The organism is Bradyrhizobium sp. HKCCYLRH3073 (assembly GCF_051167995.1).
Classification (GTDB): Bacteria; Pseudomonadota; Alphaproteobacteria; order Rhizobiales; family Xanthobacteraceae; genus Bradyrhizobium.
The window spans coordinates 141085-158826 of record NZ_JBNPUD010000013.1; the positions used below are offsets into that span (position 1 = coordinate 141085).

At 67.1% G+C, this 17742-nt stretch carries 16 protein-coding genes, 2 tRNA genes and 1 pseudogene; 6 read left to right on the forward strand and 13 right to left on the reverse strand.

Translation table 11 applies throughout. From position 1 onward, the window contains the following. Positions 1-603: 603 nt before the first annotated feature. The 10 genes from ACQR1X_RS26290 to ACQR1X_RS26335 form a co-directional block, all read right to left on the reverse strand. Positions 604-679: transfer RNA gene (locus ACQR1X_RS26290), tRNA-Phe, on the reverse strand. A 174-nt stretch (positions 680-853) separates the two neighbouring features. Beyond that, entirely contained in the window at positions 854-1051 is a 198-nt protein-coding gene (yacG, locus tag ACQR1X_RS26295; RefSeq protein ID WP_315801484.1) for a DNA gyrase inhibitor YacG, read from the reverse strand. 48 nt (positions 1052-1099) lie between these two features. After that, on the reverse strand, positions 1100-1729 hold the full coding sequence (locus tag ACQR1X_RS26300) for a Maf-like protein (protein WP_006613056.1): 630 nt from the start codon (positions 1727-1729) through the stop codon (positions 1100-1102). 181 nt (positions 1730-1910) lie between these two features. Beyond that, positions 1911-2381 (reverse strand): low molecular weight phosphatase family protein, encoded by a 471-nt coding sequence (locus ACQR1X_RS26305; protein WP_434899916.1) that lies wholly within the window; start codon positions 2379-2381, stop codon positions 1911-1913. Positions 2382-2435: 54 nt separating this feature from the next. Beyond that, complete coding sequence (locus ACQR1X_RS26310) at positions 2436-2942, reverse strand: UPF0262 family protein (protein WP_006613054.1); 507 nt, start codon at positions 2940-2942, stop codon at positions 2436-2438. Continuing rightward, positions 2939-4234, reverse strand: coding sequence for a histidinol dehydrogenase (gene hisD / locus ACQR1X_RS26315; RefSeq protein ID WP_434899917.1), 1296 nt, complete (start codon positions 4232-4234; stop codon positions 2939-2941). Before hisD ends, ACQR1X_RS26310 begins: the two co-directional genes overlap by 4 nt. 87 nt (positions 4235-4321) lie before the next feature. Beyond that, positions 4322-4771, reverse strand: coding sequence for a DUF2948 family protein (locus tag ACQR1X_RS26320; protein WP_316218920.1), 450 nt, complete (start codon positions 4769-4771; stop codon positions 4322-4324). An 18-nt stretch (positions 4772-4789) separates the two neighbouring features. Then, the gene (gene murA / locus ACQR1X_RS26325; protein WP_434899918.1) at positions 4790-6079 is read right to left on the reverse strand and encodes a UDP-N-acetylglucosamine 1-carboxyvinyltransferase; all 1290 of its coding nucleotides are present in this window, start codon (positions 6077-6079) and stop codon (positions 4790-4792) included. 149 nt (positions 6080-6228) lie between these two features. Further along, positions 6229-7947 (reverse strand): FAD-dependent oxidoreductase, encoded by a 1719-nt coding sequence (locus tag ACQR1X_RS26330; protein WP_316218919.1) that lies wholly within the window; start codon positions 7945-7947, stop codon positions 6229-6231. 25 nt (positions 7948-7972) lie between these two features. Beyond that, positions 7973-8155 carry a hypothetical protein gene (locus ACQR1X_RS26335; protein WP_316218918.1) on the reverse strand — a complete coding sequence of 61 codons (183 nt, stop codon included), beginning with the start codon at positions 8153-8155 and terminating at the stop codon, positions 7973-7975. A gap of 352 nt (positions 8156-8507) precedes the next feature. Here ACQR1X_RS26335 and ACQR1X_RS26340 point away from each other — a divergent pair. Further along, a tRNA-Thr gene (locus ACQR1X_RS26340) sits at positions 8508-8582 on the forward strand. Between the two features lie 5 nt (positions 8583-8587). Here the strand turns inward: ACQR1X_RS26340 and ACQR1X_RS26345 are convergent. Next, positions 8588-8803, reverse strand: coding sequence for a hypothetical protein (locus tag ACQR1X_RS26345; RefSeq protein WP_315801491.1), 216 nt, complete (start codon positions 8801-8803; stop codon positions 8588-8590). Between the two features lie 1078 nt (positions 8804-9881). Between ACQR1X_RS26345 and ACQR1X_RS26350 the strand changes: the two genes are divergently transcribed. From ACQR1X_RS26350 to ACQR1X_RS26365, 4 genes and pseudogenes are all read left to right on the forward strand, one after another. After that, on the forward strand, positions 9882-10616 hold the full coding sequence (locus tag ACQR1X_RS26350; protein ID WP_434848460.1) for a sensor histidine kinase: 735 nt from the start codon (positions 9882-9884) through the stop codon (positions 10614-10616). Next, on the forward strand, positions 10597-11286 hold the full coding sequence (locus tag ACQR1X_RS26355; protein ID WP_434899919.1) for a response regulator: 690 nt from the start codon (positions 10597-10599) through the stop codon (positions 11284-11286). Before ACQR1X_RS26350 ends, ACQR1X_RS26355 begins: the two co-directional genes overlap by 20 nt. A 187-nt stretch (positions 11287-11473) precedes the next feature. Beyond that, complete coding sequence (locus ACQR1X_RS26360) at positions 11474-11827, forward strand: response regulator (protein WP_315801494.1); 354 nt, start codon at positions 11474-11476, stop codon at positions 11825-11827. Between the two features lie 451 nt (positions 11828-12278). Beyond that, positions 12279-12825, forward strand: a pseudogene (locus tag ACQR1X_RS26365) (IS3 family transposase); the annotation flags it as partial. Positions 12826-13290: 465 nt separating this feature from the next. On the opposite strand, the gene ACQR1X_RS26370 reads toward ACQR1X_RS26365, so the two are convergent. Both ACQR1X_RS26370 and ACQR1X_RS26375 read right to left on the reverse strand, forming a co-directional pair. After that, a complete protein-coding gene (locus ACQR1X_RS26370; protein ID WP_434899920.1) occupies positions 13291-15366 on the reverse strand; it encodes a methyl-accepting chemotaxis protein in 2076 nt (691 codons plus the stop codon). A 205-nt stretch (positions 15367-15571) separates the two neighbouring features. Then, positions 15572-16300 carry an SDR family oxidoreductase gene (locus tag ACQR1X_RS26375; protein WP_434899921.1) on the reverse strand — a complete coding sequence of 243 codons (729 nt, stop codon included), beginning with the start codon at positions 16298-16300 and terminating at the stop codon, positions 15572-15574. Positions 16301-16419: 119 nt separating this feature from the next. Between ACQR1X_RS26375 and ACQR1X_RS26380 the strand changes: the two genes are divergently transcribed. Beyond that, positions 16420-17703, forward strand: a complete 1284-nt coding sequence (locus ACQR1X_RS26380; RefSeq protein ID WP_434899922.1) for a hypothetical protein — start codon at positions 16420-16422, stop codon at positions 17701-17703. The last annotated feature ends 39 nt before the right edge of the window (positions 17704-17742 follow it).

Here is a 17742-nt window from a genome sequence, read left to right on the forward strand (position 1 = left end):
AAATCACCTCCACATTTCTGGCCATCCCGCCCGCACTGAGAGGGGCGTATCGCGATCGTCACGGGACGTTGCGGCGGGGGGCGATGGCCGCGGGGCGACGCAGCATCTCATGGAGGTGCGGACGAACGTCGTTGCGCGGACGGTCAAGCCGTGTGGTCCCGACACCCCGATGCTGGTGTCTTGGTCGGCGACATCCCGATGACGGGGGCAACAAGCCCGGTCCCCTGGGAGAGCACGGAGCAGCCGTAAGCCCATTGCGCAGGGAAGGCCGGGTTGATTCCGGCTGAGCCTGTGGTTCCTGCCCCGTGCACTTCTTTCGCACGGGGGCCATGGGTGCCAGTCGGCACTCGGTCTTCCCTGCGCCCTCTCACCTGAAGAGGACGCCAACTGCAGCAGAGCTCGGGCCTGACAGGCCGCGGGATCGCGGCGGCATGGGCGTCAGCAAGGCTGCGACGTGCGGCAGGCTGTTTGACAGGGTTGATCAGGAGATCAGAGAACGTGGCTCAAGCGCGAGTGGGGATCAAACGCCCGGCTTCGCCGGACACGCTTCGCCCTTCGGGCACTAGCGCGGCTGCGCCACGCGGTAGCCCGAAGGGCGAAGCGTGGTGCCCAGGGGCGGAATCGAACCACCGACACTGCGATTTTCAGTCGCATGCTCTACCAACTGAGCTACCTGGGCAGGTCTCGTGAAGGGCAGAAAAGCCCGGCGAGCCGGCGGGTTATAGTCAGAGCGGGCGGCGCTGTCTACCGCCCTTGGCGTAAGTTTTCACATTCCTTTTGCGGTCGCGCAGCCGCGCGGGGCGTGCGCCCATGCCGCCCGGCACCGCCGCCGCAACAGCATGAGAATATTGATCTATTCGACGTCGTCCTCGTCGCCCTCAGTGGCCGGAATGACATAGGAGCCGCTCAGCCAGCGATGCAGGTCGACGTCGCGGCAGCGGGGCGAGCAGAACGGGCGCGAGCCTTCGGCGGCCGGCCGGTTGCAGATCGGGCAGCGGCGGACGGGCTTGGCCGGGGTGGCGGTCTTCGGGCTGGTCGATTCGTCGGGCATGGCCGCTATCTAGGCGCGCGCGGCGACCGATGCATCCCCTCGTTCGCGTCAGACGCCGACCGTGTTCAGCCAGCCGAAGCGGATCGGGAAGCCCTCGCCGGCGAGCAGCGTCGTGGTCTCGTACAGCGGCAGGCCGACGACATTGGTGTAGGAGCCGACCATCTTCACCACGAACGAGCCGGCGATGCCCTGGACGGCGTAGCCGCCGGCCTTCCCCCGCCATTCGCCGGAGCCGATATAGGCCTGGATGTCGTCCTCGCTGAGCCGCTTGAAGCGGACGCGGGTCTCGACCAGGCGCTGGCGGAATGCCTCCTTCGGCGTGACGAGCGTGATCGCGGTGTAGACGCGATGGTTGCGGCCCGACAGCAGCCGCAGGCACTGCGAGGCCTCGTCGACCAGGTTGGCCTTGGGCAGGATGCGGCGGCCGACGGCGACCACGGTATCGGCGGAGATGATGAACGCGCCGCGCAGCTCGTCGTCGAGCTGGACCGATTTCAGCGCCGCATCGGCCTTGGCGCGGGCGAGGCGGTTGGCGCAGGCGCGCGGCAGCTCGCCGCGCTTCGGCGTCTCGTCGACGTCGGCGGGGCGCAGCGCGTCGGGCTCGATGCCGGCCTGGTTGAGCAGCGCCAGACGCCGCGGCGAACCGGATGCAAGAACGATTTTGGGACGGCCGAGCATGCTGATTTCGCTGAGGGATTCGGAAGCGGCGGGGCGTGCGCGCGGAACCTATCGGAAGGGCTGTCATTCCACAACCCGAAGGCTGCGACAAGGCTGCGACAGGCCTGCTCTACGGCGCGAATTTGAGCGGGGGACGACGTTGGTATTTCGGTTCGATGACACCGGCTCGGGAACCGAAGACCTACAGACCGGCGGGCCCGGGCTTGCCGAAGCGCTTGCGGATCCGCGTGAACAGGCCGTCGCAGACCTCGCGATAGGCTGACAGCTTCTGCTCGCGGTTGCCGTCGGCGCCGGTCGGGTCTGGCGTCGGCCAATATTCGACGTCGGCGGCGATGGTGCGGGTCAGCTCCAGCGCCTTGTGATGCGCCTCGGGAGACAGAGTGATGATGAGGTCGAAGTTCAGGCCCTCCCAGTCCTCGAGCTCCTCGAAGGTGGTGGGCTTGTGCTGCGAGATGTCCTGGCCGAGCTCGGCCATCACCGACACCGCGAACGGGTCGAGCTCGCCCTTCTTGACCCCGGCGGAGCGGACGTACAGCGCCTGCGGATACATCTGGCGCAGCAGGCTCTCGGCCATCGGCGAGCGCACGCTGTTCTGGCCGCAGGCGAACAGCACCGCCTGCGGCTGGCGCGCGCGCGGCGGCCCCTCGGCCATGCGCCTACGCGCCCTTGGCCGAAAGCTGGGAGGCGCGCATCGCGGCCGGCGGCATCACTGGCCCTCGCCCTTCCAGTGCAGCACCGTGATCAAGGTGAACAGCCGGCGCGAGGTCTCGAAGTCGACCCGCACCTTGCCCTTGAGCCGCTCCTGCAGGGTGCGCGAGCCCTCGTCATGGATGCCGCGGCGGCCCATGTCGATCGCCTCGATCTTGTCGGGCGTCGCAGTGCGGATCGCTTGGTAGTAGCTGTCGCAGATCATGAAGTAGTCCTTCACGATCCGCCGGAACGGCGACAGCGACAACAGGTGCGTCACCACCGGCGTGCCGTCCTCCCTGCGGATGTCGAACATCAGCCGGTTGGCGGTGATGCCGAGATGCAAAGTGAAGGGGCCGGTGCCGTCGGCGCCCTCGGGCGCGAACAAATTCTCCTCGACGAGGTCGTAGATCGCGATCGCCCGCTCATGCTCGATGTCCGGACCGGAGCGGCCGATCGACTCCTCGTCGAGCGTCACCGCCACGATGCGATTGGTCCGGTCGTCGCCTGGCGGGTGCTGGGTCATGGCAGATTGAGGCGTATTCCCACGGAGCGTGAATGGGCGTCGAGACCCTCGGCCTTGCCCAGAGTCATCGCCGCTGGTCCCAGCGCGCGCAACTGCTCGGGGCCGCATTTCAACAGCGACGTGCGCTTCATGAAGTCGAGCACGCCGAGACCGGAGGAGAACCGCGCCGAGCGCGCGGTGGGCAGCACGTGATTGGAGCCGCCGACATAGTCGCCGATCGCCTCCGGCGTGTGCGCGCCGAGGAAGATGGCGCCGGCATTGCGAACCCTCGCGGCGAACGCGTCCGCGTCGGCGGTCATGATCTCCAGATGCTCGGCGGCGATGGCGTCGGCGAGCGGCACGGCCTGGTCGAGATGGTCGACCTCGATGATGGCGCCGAAATCGGCCCAGGACGCGCCGGCGATCTCCGCGCGCGGCAGGGTCTTGAGCTGGCCCTCGACGGCGCGGGCGACGTCATCCGCCAGGCGGCGGCTGTCGGTGATCAGGATCGACTGCGCGCTGGCGTCGTGCTCGGCCTGCGCGAGCAGGTCGGCGGCGATCCAGTCGGCATTGCCGCTGTCGTCGGCGATCACCAGCACCTCGGAGGGGCCGGCGATCATGTCGATGCCGACCTTGCCGAACACCAGCCGCTTGGCGGCGGCGACATAGGCATTGCCCGGACCGACGATCTTCGCCACCGGCGCGATCGTCGCGGTGCCATGCGCCAGCGCGGCCACCGCCTGCGCGCCGCCGACCCGGTAGATCTCGGACACGCCGCCGAGATGGGCAGCCGCCAGCACCAGCGGATTGAGCCTGCCGTCCGGCGCCGGCACCACCATCACGAGGCGCCCGACGCCGGCGACCTTGGCGGGAATGGCGTTCATCAGCACCGAGGACGGATAGGCCGCGGTGCCACCGGGAACGTAGAGACCGGCGGATTCGATCGCGCTCCAGCGCCAGCCGAGCTCGACGCCGGCGGCGTCGATGAAGCGCTGGTCGGCCGGCAGTTGCTTGAGGTGAAAGGCCTCGATGCGGTCACGGGCGAATTTCAGCGCGTCGACGGTAGCCGCGTCGCAGGCCTTCACCGCGGCCTCGATCTCGGCGGGCTTCACGCGCAGCGACGCGGCGGTCAGCTCGAGCCGGTCGAACTTGCGCGTCGCCTCGAGCAGCGCCGCATCGCCGCGCCTCGCGACGTCTTCGACGATGGCGCGGGCGGCGGCTTCGACGTCGGCGGAGACCTCGCGCTTGGCGGCGAGAAACTGCCGAAACTGGGTGTCGAAATCGGTGCTGGCGCGGGACAGGCGAATGGGCATCTCTGGCACTTTCCGAAGGGGTGGCTGCCCCCGACCCCCTGCTCAATGGCGCGGCAGCGCGAGGCCGTCAACCCTTTGAACAGGCGCCTACCCGGTCAGCGGCGGGACGCCATCGATATCGCTGGTGCCGAGGTCGTCCTCGCCAAGATCGGTCAGCTCGCATTCCAGGCATTCGACATCCAGCCGCAATGCGCCGCCGTGAGAGAACAGCAGCAGCGCGCTGCCGGCCGGCGGCTCGGCGCCGGCGTAGAATTCGATGCCGATCAGCTCCAGCACGGCCTCGGGCGCGGCTAGGTCGATGCGGCGCGACTTGCACGCCAGCACCCGGTCGAACCGCAGCGCCGCCAGCAGCCGGCGCGGCTCGCTCTCGCCATGCAGCGCCTGATCCCAGTCGAGCCGGTTCATGCCGATCACCAGCCGCTTCTCGGCCTGGCGCCAGATGATATCCGCCGCCTGCACCCGCGCGTCCTGCACATGGGCCGAGATGACGGCCAGATCGTCGGCGTCGAGCGCGATCAGTTTGAGCCGGTCGGTCACGGCATCATCCCTTCAACCTCACTCGCGAATGCGCTCGATCGTGGCTCCGCAGGCCTTCAGCTTGTCCTCCAGCCGCTCGAAGCCGCGATCGAGATGGTAGACGCGATTGATCATGGTTTCGCCTTCCGCAGCAAGCCCGGCAATGACCAGCGACACCGAGGCGCGCAGATCGGTCGCCATGACAGGCGCGCCACGCAGATTCGAGGTGCCCTCGATCCGCGCGGTCTCGCCGTCGAGACTGATACGCGCGCCGAACCGCGCGAGTTCCTGCACGTGCATGAAACGGTTCTCGAAGATGGTCTCGGTGATCGCCGAGGCGCCCTGCGCGCAGACCATCAGCGCCATCAGCTGGGCCTGCAGGTCGGTCGGGAAGCCGGGGAACGGCGCGGTCGTCACCTGCACCGGGCGGATGCCGTGGCCGTTTCTGACGACGCGGATGCCCTCGGCATCGCTCGAGATCTCGGCGCCCGCCTCGGTCAGCACGTCGAGCGCCGATTGCAGCAGCTCCGGCCGCGCGCCGGCAAGGCGGACGTCGCCGCCGGTCATGGCGGTCGCGATCGCATAGGTGCCGGCCTCGATGCGGTCGGGCAGCACGGTATGGCGCGCGCCATGCAGCGACGTCACGCCCTCGATCTCGATGCGGGGCGTGCCGGCACCAGAGATGCGCGCGCCCATCTTGTTGAGACACTCGGCGAGATCGGTGATCTCCGGCTCGCAGGCGGCGTTGGTGATGACGGTCGTGCCCTTGGCGAGCGCGGCCGCCATGACCGCGACATGAGTGCCGCCGACGGTGACCTTGGGAAAATCGATCGTCCCGCCGCGCAGGCCGCCCGGCGCCTTGGCGACGACATAGCCGGCGTCGATGTCAATGCTGGCCCCGAGCCGCTCCAGCGCCATGATCAGGAGATCGACCGGCCGCGTGCCGATGGCGCAGCCGCCGGGCAACGACACCCGCGCCTCGTGCATGCGCGCGAGCAGCGGCGCGATCACCCAGAAGCTGGCGCGCATCCGCGACACCAGCTCGTAAGGAGCCGTGGTGTCGATGATGTTGGCCGCGGAGATCTGCAGCGTCTGACCCTGGTATTGGCCATCGCCGGGACGCTTGCCGACCGACATGATGTCCACGCCGTGATTGCCGAGAATGCGCTGCAGTTGCGCGACGTCGGCCAGCCGCGGGACGTTGTCCAGGATCAGCGTCTCCGGCGTCAGAAGACCCGCGATCATCAGCGGCAGGGCGGCATTCTTCGCGCCCGAAATCGGAATGGTGCCGTGAAGCGGGTTACCGCCGACGATGCGAATGCGATCCATGCTGGTCCTGCTGGGCTGGCCGGAAAATTGGGCTAAGGTCGGCGCAACAGGACCGACATTACGGCGATTTGATGAGTTCGCAACGGCAGGTCGCAACCGGCGGGAATTCATCCCCTGACGGTGCGGCCCGCCGCGGCGGAAGGCGCGAATCAGACCGGCGGGACCAGCGCATCGGCCAGAAACCCGTGCAGCGCGGCGACGACCTGGGCGCCCTCGCCGATGGCGCCGCCGACGCGCTTGACCGAGCCGGAGCGGACGTCGCCGACCGCATAGACCCCGGGCACCGAGGTCTCGAGCGGCGACACCATCCGCCCGGCATTCTGCTCCGACTGCGCGCCGGTGACGACGAAGCCGGCGCGATCGAGCGTGATACCGCAGCCGTCGAGCCAGCCGGTGGCGGGATCGGCGCCGACGAACAGAAAGAGATTGCTGATGTCGGCCGGCGTCTCTTCGCCGGACAGCCGGCTCTTCAAGGTGATGCGTTCGAGCCCCGTGTCCGCCCCGCCATCGAGCGCGACGACCTCGGTGTTGAACAACAGCTCGATGTTCGGCGTCGCCTCGATGCGCTCGATGAGATAGCGCGACATCGACGCCGCGAGCCCGCCGCCACGGATGATCATCCGCACCTTCTTGACGTGACCCGACAGAAACACCGCGGCCTGCCCCGCGGAATTGCCGCCGCCGACCAGCGCAACCTCCTGCCCGGCGCACAGCCGCGCCTCGATCGGCGAGGCCCAGTACCACACGCCCCTGCCTTCGAACTCCTTGAGCCGGGCAAGATCAGGCCGGCGATAGCGCGCGCCGCTCGCGACCACGACCGAGCGCGCCCGCACCTCGTCGCCGCCCTCGAGCGCCAGCACGAAGGCGCCGGCCTTGCGCTCGCAGTCGAGCGCATTGACCGACACCGGGATCATGATCTCGGCGCCGAACTTCTGTGCCTGGTTGAAGGCGCGCGCGGTCAGCGCGAGGCCGGTGATGCCGGTCGGGAAGCCGAAATAGTTCTCGATGCGCGCGCTGGCGCCGGCCTGGCCGCCGAACGCGCGCGAATCCAGCACCGCGACCGTCAGCCCCTCCGACGCGCCATACACGGCGGTGGCAAGGCCCGCCGGCCCGCAGCCGACGACCGCGACGTCGTAGACCTTCTCGCCGCGCGGCCCGCCGATCATCCCGACGGCACGCGCCAGCTCGGTCTCGCTGGGATTGCGCAGCACGCTGCCGTCGGACACCACCACCAGCGGCAGCTCGGCCGGCGTCGGCGAATAGCGCGCGATCAGATCGGCCGCGTCGTGATCTGTGGCGGGATCGAGCAGATGGTGCGGAAATCCGTTGCGGGTGAGGAAGCTCTGCAGCCGCGCGATCGCGGCCGATTGCGGCGGCCCGATCATGACCGGGCCGCCGGCGCCGCCCTGAATGAGATTCACCCGGCGCAGGATCAGCGCCCGCATGATGCGCTCACCGAGCTCGGCCTCGGCGATCAACAGCGCGCGCAGCCGTTCGGGACGAATCAGGATGACCTCGACGTCGCCCTCGGCATGGCCGTCGACCAGCGCGACGCGGCCGGAGAGCTGGGCGATCTCGGCCAGAAACTGCCCTGGCCCCTGGTCGATCACCGGCGTGACGTGACCGAGACCGTCACGCTGGGTGATCGCGACATGGCCTTTGAGAATCACGAACATGCCGGGGCCGGGCTTGCCGGTCTCGAACAGCAGCTCGCCGTCACGATAGCTCTGGATCTCGCCGAAGCCGCGCAGACGCGCGATCTCCGGCGGCGTCAGCTCCGGAAACGTCTGGTCGAAGCGCGGCAGCGTCTTCGCGAGCTCCGCCCGTTGTGCCGCCGCATCCGCCGTCATCCCGTCATCCGCTGCCATCACGCCCACCCCGCCTGCCATCTGCTCAACGCTTCGAATCGTCCGGACCGCCGGCAGCGGCCTCGTCCAGGCCGCGCTCCTCGGCCGTCACCGGCTGGCTGCGCGCGCGGCTCTGTGCCTTGCGGCGCTTCAGGTTCTCGCGCAGCGCCTGCTTCAGCCGCTCCTCGCGCGCGCCCTTCGGCGCCGCCTTCCCGGTCTTATCCGTCATCCCTTCCCCCCGGTCACCCCATACCAGAGGCACAATTGGGGCCGCAGATGCGAAAGCCAAGAGGCGTTGGCGACGCAGACGGTAGGTTCCGCCCGGCCGGCCGTCGCCTGCCCGGATGGGGAGTTGCCGCCGCGGCGACGGCCAGTTGGGCACCTTGAGCGGCCAACCGCGAGAATCCGCCGCGAGCGGGCGATTTCGCGCCGATTCGGAGGTCTTTCGCTCCATTTCCATGCATCACGCTGACGTCTTTCCCGGAAAACCGGGCGAGCCGCGCTTGCGCAGGCGGGGACCTTGTGGCAAGAACCGCCCGCGTTCGGTCGCGCCCTTCGGGCCGGTCCCCGCCAGTCCCTTTGCTGCCGTAGCTCAGTGGTAGAGCACTCCCTTGGTAAGGGAGAGGTCGACAGTTCAATCCTGTCCGGCAGCACCAGGGCATCATTCCCCCAACATGATCTTCGGCGACGCCTCGGGACCACAGGCTACGCGCGGATGCGCGTCATCGGCCTCGCGGCGCAATTTGCGTCCGAGCTCTGCTGCAGCACCGCCCTCTCCGGAAATCGAGGGCGCAGGGAAGGCCGGGCGCTGGCCGCGCCCGTGGCCCGCCTGCGAAAGAAAATGCAGGCGGCAGGTACCACAGGTCTGGCCGAACACACCCGGCCCTCCCTGCGCAATGGGCTTACGGCTTATACGCGCTCTCCCTGGGGACCGGGCTTTGTTGCCCCCATCACCCGCGATGCGCGCGACGCACATCAGCGAGCTTGACCTCAGCGTCGGGAGGCCAGGACCACGCGATTTCACCGTCCGTATCGGAGTTGTTCGTCCGCTCGCGAATGCGCGCTGCAACTCCGACCCGGCCACCGCATCCCACACCCAACGCTCGTGACGACTCGCGAACGCCCCTCTTCGATGAGCACGGGACGGCCGAAAATGTGCAAGTGATTTGCCCGACGACACAAGGGGAATGAGTGCGGCAGAGTGGCACGACGGGCAGTTTTAGCAGAGCTGGGATGCAGGCGGCGGAGGGGGCTTTGTTTGGTGCAGCGTCACCGTAATCCCCGGACGGGACCGTCCTCCACCGCGCCGGCTTCCTGCAGCAAGTCGCCCGGAAGTCGCCGGCCACCGAGATTTCCGGCAGCGACATCCAGATCAGGGTCCTTGGAGACATCGGTGCCGTGAATGCACGCACGCACTTCACCAAACCCGACGGAAGCCGGAGGACTGGCTGCTACACGGACGTCTAATGGAAGCGTGGCGACCGCTGTCGTTGCATTTCGCTTCGCGCAACTGATGTGGAAGCACGGCGGTCGTACCTTGCGGTCGGGCGCCCGCGAGACAGATCGAGATTGGTTTGATCTTGCCTGTCATGAGATTGCCTCAACAGAGTTGCCGAGGCGATCAATCATGAATGAGGATAAACCCGCCGCCCGCTATTCAACGCCTGTGAGACCTTCACCTCACGTCCACATTTCATGCGTATGGAAGCTGCAAGGCTCAGCGTCCACTGGCTCATGCTAGCGTCGGGAAAGACGGCGAATGGCGGCGCAGTGCTCTCCGTCGACGCGATGAGCTTCATCGGCGCCCTGCCGATCGACAATTACAACGGTGCGGCGCGTAGCTCTAATGTACATAGAGTTATGCGGTTTAAATCGATCTTTGAAGTTGACTCGATCATACTGCTGATACATCCTAAGGGTGTATCTTAGTCACGACAAAACCTGGCTGGTCTTCGATGCAACGGGAGCAGATCGAAGCCATAACTCGCGATATTGGGCAACAAGAAATTCTTGAACGTGAAATTCTTGCGATTGCCTCTCGCGAGAGGCAGCGCATTGGGCGTGAACTCCACGACGGGCTCTGCCAATCGCTCGCCGGCTTAGCGGCGCTAGCTGCGGCGCTGTGGCGAAGTTTGGCGGCGAGCGGCCAACCGGGTCCCGCCGCGGCCGCGGCCGAACTCGTACGATTGCTGAACGAGACCATCGGCGAGGCGCGTGACCTCGCTCGTGGGCTCAGCTCGATCGGCCTGAATAGCGCGGATCTTGTCGGCTCCCTTGAGAGCCTCGCCCGCAACGTCAGCGCCGCTCATGGCGCCTTTTGTACGTTTGTGGAAGATAACCCTTGTCCCGATCTTGGCCGCGAAACCACGAGCCACCTCGTGCGTATCGCCCAAGAAGCCGTCCGCAATGCGGTCAGCCACGGCCGAGCCGACGAAATCGAGATCCGTCTGGCGTGCACTGCAGGCTCGGGACTATTGAGCATCCGGGACAACGGTGTCGGGCTTCCCGAAAAATGGCGCGATCATGACGGCATCGGGCTTTATACCATGGACTACCGCGCGCGAGCGATCGGCGGTTCTCTCACTGTGAAGCCGCAGGCCCGTCGCGGCGTCATGGTTGCGTGCGCGTTTCCGCTGTTATCGAATTACGAACGGCAGGAAAGTATCGGCGATGCCCACTTGCCTGGCTGATGAAGCCGCGGACGCGGTGCGGAAGAGGCTGCTTGTCGTCGACGATCATCCCGTGCTGTGCCGCGGGTTGATCGCCCTCATCGAGGCGGAAAATGGCCTCGCCGTTCACGGCGCGGTCGGTACGCGCGTGGCCGCGCTCAAGACCATCGCGATCAGTCGCCCTGATCTGGTGATCGTAGACCTTGCTCTCGGCGACGAGGACGGCCTAGACCTCGTCAAGGAAATCAAGGCGCGTCATCCCGGCGTTCGCTCGCTGGTGCTTTCGATGTACGACGAAGAGGTGTTCGCCGAGCGCGCGCTTTGCGCCGGCGCCCTCGGCTATGTCACCAAACAACAGCTCGAATCGACCGTGATCGCTGCCATTCGTCGGGTGCTTGCAGGCGAGACCTACATGAGCGAGGCTCTGCAGCGGCGGCTGGCTGAACGATGCGTCGGCGCGCGACCGCTCGAGGCCGCCTCGCCAGTGCGCACGCTGAGCGATCGCGAATTGCAGGTATTTCGGCTCGTTGGTCAGGGCCGAACCACGCGGCAGATCGCTGGTCTACTGAACCGCAGCGTCAAAACGGTAGAATCCCATCTTGAGCACATCAAGAATAAGCTGGCGATCGAATCGGCTGCTGAACTCGCCCAACGCGCGGCTCAATGGGTTACAATCGCCCGATTGGGTTGAGTCATAAAGTTCGCCCAAGTGCGCGGTTAGTGTCATACACGTCTGCCATGGCGCCGATGACTTCTCGACCAAGCCGCTTTCCGGCAAGCGCGACGGCCGAACACGCGGTCTGGTCCATGGCGCTAAAGCGGACTGCGCGATCGGCACGGCGCAAGCGGCGTCTGCTCATTGTGGACAGTCACCCCTGATGCGGCGCAGGCTGACCGCGCTGATCAATGCTGAGCCCGATCTTGTCGTATGTGCCTTGGCGGCCATCCAACGGGATGCGCTCGTGGCCATCGCGGCCACGAAACCCGATCTAGGGATCGTCGATCTGTTCCTTGGCGATAGCAATGGTTTGGATCTGGTGAGAGACGTTCGCGCGCGCTTTGTTCGTCTGCCGCTACCTGGATTGAACAGGCATGATTCGCCGCAATACGTCCGCCGCGCTTTCGAATCCGGCACCGACGGCTACGTCGCCAAGCGGGAGATGACGGAAGACCTTCTGGTGGCGATCCGCAGCGTGCTGCTCGGCGACCCTTACGGCGCACCGGCGCCTTGATCCATGCCCGCCTGCGTCCGGCAAGTTCACGCGTGCGAAGCTGGGCGGCCCATGGGGGATTCTCCCAATGCGAAAACGGGGTGCGACCCCGATGTCGGTTTAAGTCTCCAGCGTTAGCATTGGTAGCTACCAATGTCGTGCCCGCTTTGACGACCGAAATGCTGGTCGAGCCCTTCGCTTATCGGCTCGATCGAGACCATCACCGCTTCAAATGGGAAAAAACGATGAGAAATATCTGCACCGCCGCCGCAATAGTCGCGATTGTTTTCATTCCTTGGACCGTCCATGCGGGCACTTGCTACAAAAACCTAGGTTGCAAGGGCACGACGTCGACCACTTCTTGCAAGACATGTCTTGGAAACCCCTCAAAGGGAGAGGGTTGGAAGGAAAACTCAAAGAGCAGCTGTATCGGAAACTTCAACCATTGTCCGGCGGTCCGTTAACGGTACTGGCGCTGGTCCCGCGCCCCGGCACCAGCAAGGCCGTCTCCGGCCACAAGATCCATCCCTATCTGCTGCGCGGCGTCAGCATCACCGATGCCCAATCACGTCTGGGCGGCCGACATCACCTACATTCCGATGGCGCAGGGGTTCCTGTATCTGGTGGCGATCATCGACTGAGCCACCCGGGCGGTGCTGGCGTGGCGCTTGTCGAACACGATGGATACGGGCTTTTGCATCGCTGCGCCCGACGAGGCGATGGCGCGGCACGGCCGGCCTAAGATCTTCAACACCGATCAGGGCGCGCAGTTCACCAGCTCAGCCTTCACCGGCAGGCTGGAGGCTGCAGGCATTGCGATTTCGATCGACGGACGCGGCCGTTTCATGGACAACATCTTCATCGAACGATTGTGGCGCTCGATCAAGTATGAGGAAGTGCATCTGAAAGCCTATGCTGACGGGCGCGAAGCGCGAGACGGCATCGGCTCATGGATGACCTTTTATAATCATCGCCGCCCGCACCAGGCGATGAACAATCAGTTTCCCATGGCGGCATGGCGCGCCGGCATGGATGTGATCGAGGCGGCCCAGACTGTGGATATGCCGCTTCGCTTGGACAACGCAAACGCGTTGCCCACATCCCCACAGCAGGCCCAAACGCAGCAGCAGGAAGCTGCTTGATTTGAACGACAAGGCAGGCGCGATCACACCTTAATTTTCGGCGATCCATGGTCCCGTGCGTGGGGTCCACTTCAGTTGAACGTGTCTCGCAAGCTAACATCCGCCTGGGGTTGTGGATTCCCGCGTTCGCGGGAGAACGGGGCAGCCGAGAAGAACAAAGGGCGCGATCAGTCCGATCGCGGAGCATCGGCAGCAGCGCAGATCTGAGTAGCTGTAGCCCGCATGAGCGGCACCGATATCTGAGGGGGCCTGCCCCGCATGTCGCTTGCGCTCATGCGGGCTACAGCTGCTGCGATCGGGTGGCGATGCGCGGCCCTCGTCGAGGCCACGCAAAATGCACCCTCACGCCGCCCGCACCGAGTCGAGGAACCTGCTGACCTCGTCGCGGAGGCGGCTGCTCTGGCCGGACAGCGACTTCGCGGCGGACAGCACCTGCGACGAGGCCGAGCCGGTCTCGTCGGCGCCATGCCGGACGCTGGCGATGTTCGCCGACACCTGCTGGGTGCCGTGCGCCGCCTGCTGGACGTTGCGGGAGATCTCGCGCGTCGCCGAGCTCTGCTCCTCGACGGCGGAGGCGATCGCCGAGGCGATCTCCGACATCCGGGCGATGGTCTCGCCGATCTCCTTGATCGAGCCGACCGACTCCTGGGTCGCCGCCTGGATGCCGCCGATCTGCTGGCCGATCTCGCCGGTGGCCTTGGCGGTCTGCTCGGCCAGCGCCTTCACCTCCGAGGCGACCACCGCGAAGCCGCGTCCGGCCTCGCCGGCGCGGGCGGCCTCGATGGTGGCGTTGAGCGCGAGCAGGTTGGTCTGGCCGGCGATCGCATTGATCAGCTCGACGACGTCGCCGATCCGCGCGGCGGCCTTGGCGAGCTCGGCGACGTTGTCGTTGGTCTTGCGCGCCTGCGCCAGCGCCTCGTTGGCGATGCGCGCGGAGTCCTGCACCTGGCGGCTGATCTCGTTGACCGATGAGCTCATCTCCTCGGCAGCCGCGGCGACCGAGTGCACGTTGGTCGAGGCTTCCTCGGACGCCTGGGTGACGACGGTGGCGAGCTCCAGCGAGCGGCCGGCGGTCGTCGTCAGCGACGAGGCCGAGCGCTCCAGATCGGCCGACGCTGACGACACGATGCCGACGACCTCGCCGATCGCCATCTCGAACTCGCGGGTGAAACGCTCGACACGCTGGCCGCGCTCGATCTTGGCCTGCGCGTCGGCCGCGGCCGCCTGCTCGGCGCGCTTTTTCTCCAGCAGCGCCTCCTTGAAGGTCTGCAGCGAGCCGGTCATCGCGGCGATCTCGTCGTCGCGATCGATCGTCGGGATCGCCACGTCGTCATGGCCGGCCGCCATCTCGCCGATCAGGCCGGTCAGGGCCACGATCGGGTTGATCACGCGGCGGCGCAGCAGCAGGGTGACGAACACGAGAATGCCGGCGAGGGCCGCGACCACCGCCGTCGCCAGCGCGAGCATCAGATAGGCTGCATCGCGCGCCGCGACGGCGCGGTCGCGGGCCTCGCCGATCGCGGCGTCGCGCACGACGAAGAACTTCTGCACGGCCGGGACGACCGCCTCGGCCAGGCTGTCGGCGGTGAGGGCGTAGTTGAGATCGCCGAGCCCGGCTGCGATGTCCTTGTCGACGATCGGAACGGCGCGCCCGAAATAGGCGTCACGCGCCTCCTTGAACGCCGCGAGCAGCCGCTCCGGATTGCCGAGCTGGTCGATGCCGGCATCCAGGCGCTCGCGGTCGGCCTCGGTGCGGCCCTGGGCGCGGTCCATCGCCGCCTTCTCGGCCGGAGTGACGGCGCGGCGGGCGCTGAGCGCCGGCGACAGCGCGGCAGCCCGGCCGCCGGCGGTCACGCGCAGGTCCTGCGCGGTGCGGGCGACGTCGAGCAGCGTCGTCAGCGACGCGTCGGCATTGGCGATGCGGTTCTGCAGCTGGTTCAGGATCGGCTCGATCGCCAGGGCGACCTGGGTGACCCCGGGGAGAAAGCTCTTGATGACGGCCGGATCACGCGCGTTCAGCGGCGCGGTCAGCGTGGGGTCCACCTTGGCGAGGATCTCGTTCAGCTTGGACGAGGCCTGGTCCAGGCTGCGTGTGATCGCCTCGCTGTTGGAGACGTTCGCCAGCTGCGCGCGCGCCCTGGCGAAGGATGCCTCGGCCGATTGCCTGATCTTGCGCACGCCTTCGAGCTGCGCGGGCGTCGCGGGCGAATCCTGGAATATGGGCGTGATGTAGGGGGCGCGATGGCCGACCACGTCCTGCGCGTAGAGCAGCACGGCGCCGAACGCCTCGACCGTCTTGATCGCCTCGGCCTTGTTGCTGACAGCCCTGACCTGCTCGATCACGACCTGAGCAGAAGGGAGGACGGCCAAAGCCGTCACCGACAGCATGGAAATTGCGAAAAGTCGGCCGATCTTCATTATTGCCCCCGGATTGCGCGGGCTCACGCTAGGTTCCGTATGATTAAGGTTGCGCTTAATTCGACCCCCGTAGTTCCACGGAGACGTCGCGCGTCCTTGATCGGAGACACGGGCGCCGGACAGGTCATCCCGCCCCGCTCGAAGAATGTCCTGACGCGCCGCGACGACTTGGGGTTGAGTCCAGCTCGGGAAATTTTGGACGGCCCTACAGATCGAAATTCGTCGGCAGCATCACGACGTCGCGGATGGTCATGCCGCGCGGACGGGTCAGCATGAACATGATCACCTCGGCGACCTCCGAGGGCTCCAGCAGGCTGCCGGACTCGCGCGCCTCCTTCAGCTTCTCGGCCGGCCAGTCGGCGATCAGCGCGGTGACCACCGGGCCGGGCGAGATCGCGCCGACGCGGATGCCGTGCTTGAACACCTGGCGCCGCACCGTCTGCACGAAGCAGTCGATTGCCCATTTCGACGACGCATAGACCGGCTCCCACGGCGTCGGGTAATGCGCCGCGAGCGAGCTGGTCACGATGATGTCGCCCGACCCGCGCGCGATCATGTGCGGGAGAACGTCGCGCACATTCTTCATGACGACATTGACGTTGAGGTTCAGCATGCGGTCGATCGCGTCGGTCCTGGCGTCGACGAGATCGCCGCCGAGATAGCTGCCGGCATTGGCGTGGAGGATGTCGAGCCGTCCGGCCGCATCGAGGACGCGCGGCAGAAGGGTGGCGCAATCAGCGGGATCGAGCAGGTCGATCACGACGGGGATCACGGCGTCGCCTTGGGTCTCGCGCAGCTTCGCCAGCGCCGCGGCGTCGCGATCGATCATGACGACGCGCGCGCCGGCCGCCAGCATCGCCGCGCTGCTGGCCAGGCCGATGCCCGACGCCGCGCCGGTGACCGCCGCCACCTTGCCTTCGAGTTCCCTGCCCATCGTCTCCTCCTTGTCCGGCCAGACTACAGCAAACCGCGCCGCGTTGCCGCACTCCGTTGGACCCATCGCGATCCCCACGCGTTGCATCCCGGCCGCCAGCATCACCCATGAAGAGCCCGATGGAGACGATCGAAGCCTATCTCGCCCGCAAGCATCAGGAGCTGCAGCTCCTGAATTGCTGCCTGCGGAGACCGCATGCGCTGCCGGCGCCGCGCTCGGTGATGGAGGTCATCCGGCGCAAGTTTCAGCTCACGGCCGCGCTGAAGGCCGAGCACGCGCTCAGCGACTGGACCGCGACAGAGACGGCCTGGGCGGATGCGGACGATCATCGCGCCGGCCCGTTCGCCTTCAGCTACGACTATCAGCGCGCCGATCTCGACGTGCGCGGGCCGTCGTTCTACGCGGCGGGCGAGAGCCGCCATGACACCATCTACACCATCTCCGGCATGGCGGCGATCGCGGCACTGCTGCTGGCGACGCGGCCCGTTCTCGGCACGGCGGACCTCTTGATGCTGCCGGGCTCCTATGGCGAGACGCAGGAGCTGGTCGCGGCGCATGCGCGGCATCTGCGCCCGGTGACGCTGACCCGCGACCTGGCCGCCGCGCTGGCGCAGCGCTCGCCCGCGCCGCGGCTGCTGCTGATCGATTCCAGCGCGACCGCGCCGCGCTTCGAAGCCGTGCTGGGTTGCGACCGCCCGGCGATCGATCTCCTGATCTTCGACACCACCTGCTTTGCCAACGGCTCCGGCCGCATTCGCCGCGTGCTGGCCTGGACGCGGCGCTGGGACGTGCCGGTCGTGATGGTGCGCAGCCACACCAAGCTCGACTCGCTCGGCGCTGAATATGGCCGGCTCGGCTCGGTCGCTTTCGCCGATTGGAGCAAGGCCGGCGCCGCGGGCCGCATTGTGCTTCGGGCGCTGCCGGACGAGACGCGCAACGCCGTCAGGCTGCTCGGCGGCGCGGCGCTGCCGGCGCATTTCCCGCCTTACGTCGGCCTGCCCGCCTATCGCGAGCTGACCGCGCGGCGCGTCGGCGCCATCCTGCGCAACAGCCGGCGGGCGCGGCGCCACTTCGCGACCGCGCTGCGCGGCCTGACCGCGGAGCTCGACTTCGCGCACGGCCTCTACCTCACGCTCGCCGGTCGCGCGCCGCTCGACGAGGCCACCGCCCGGCAAACCGCAACCGCCATGAGTGATGATCTCCGGCGCGCCGGGCTGCCGATCCGCCACGCCGGCAGCTTCGGCTTCGATTTCGCTGCGACGGAATGGTTTCACGACGCCACCACGGATCGCTACAGCGTGCGCGTCGCCGTGCCCGACCTGCCGACCGCGATCTGGGACGAGCTGACGGACGCGATCGCCGCGTGGTGGTCCGCGCATCAGGGCCGATCCGCCGCGGCGTGACCGCTGCGCCATGGCAGGCGCGTTGCTCCCTCAACGGCA

What these genes read in the sequence shown, in the direction of transcription:
- yacG (WP_315801484.1), bottom strand. Translation starts at nt 1,051, where the DNA reads ATGCCCGACGAATCGACCAGCCCGAAGACCGCCACCCCGGCCAAGCCC.
- ACQR1X_RS26300 (WP_006613056.1), bottom strand. Translation starts at nt 1,729, where the DNA reads ATGCTCGGCCGTCCCAAAATCGTTCTTGCATCCGGTTCGCCGCGGCGT.
- ACQR1X_RS26305 (WP_434899916.1), bottom strand. Translation starts at nt 2,381, where the DNA reads ATGGCCGAGGGGCCGCCGCGCGCGCGCCAGCCGCAGGCGGTGCTGTTC.
- ACQR1X_RS26310 (WP_006613054.1), bottom strand. Translation starts at nt 2,942, where the DNA reads ATGACCCAGCACCCGCCAGGCGACGACCGGACCAATCGCATCGTGGCG.
- hisD (WP_434899917.1), bottom strand. Translation starts at nt 4,234, where the DNA reads ATGCCCATTCGCCTGTCCCGCGCCAGCACCGATTTCGACACCCAGTTT.
- murA (WP_434899918.1), bottom strand. Translation starts at nt 6,079, where the DNA reads ATGGATCGCATTCGCATCGTCGGCGGTAACCCGCTTCACGGCACCATT.
- ACQR1X_RS26330 (WP_316218919.1), bottom strand. Translation starts at nt 7,947, where the DNA reads ATGGCAGCGGATGACGGGATGACGGCGGATGCGGCGGCACAACGGGCG.
- ACQR1X_RS26335 (WP_316218918.1), bottom strand. Translation starts at nt 8,155, where the DNA reads ATGACGGATAAGACCGGGAAGGCGGCGCCGAAGGGCGCGCGCGAGGAG.
- ACQR1X_RS26350 (WP_434848460.1), top strand. Translation starts at nt 9,882, where the DNA reads ATGCAACGGGAGCAGATCGAAGCCATAACTCGCGATATTGGGCAACAA.
- ACQR1X_RS26355 (WP_434899919.1), top strand. Translation starts at nt 10,597, where the DNA reads ATGCCCACTTGCCTGGCTGATGAAGCCGCGGACGCGGTGCGGAAGAGG.
- ACQR1X_RS26360 (WP_315801494.1), top strand. Translation starts at nt 11,474, where the DNA reads ATGCGGCGCAGGCTGACCGCGCTGATCAATGCTGAGCCCGATCTTGTC.
- ACQR1X_RS26370 (WP_434899920.1), bottom strand. Translation starts at nt 15,366, where the DNA reads ATGAAGATCGGCCGACTTTTCGCAATTTCCATGCTGTCGGTGACGGCT.
- ACQR1X_RS26375 (WP_434899921.1), bottom strand. Translation starts at nt 16,300, where the DNA reads ATGGGCAGGGAACTCGAAGGCAAGGTGGCGGCGGTCACCGGCGCGGCG.
- ACQR1X_RS26380 (WP_434899922.1), top strand. Translation starts at nt 16,420, where the DNA reads ATGGAGACGATCGAAGCCTATCTCGCCCGCAAGCATCAGGAGCTGCAG.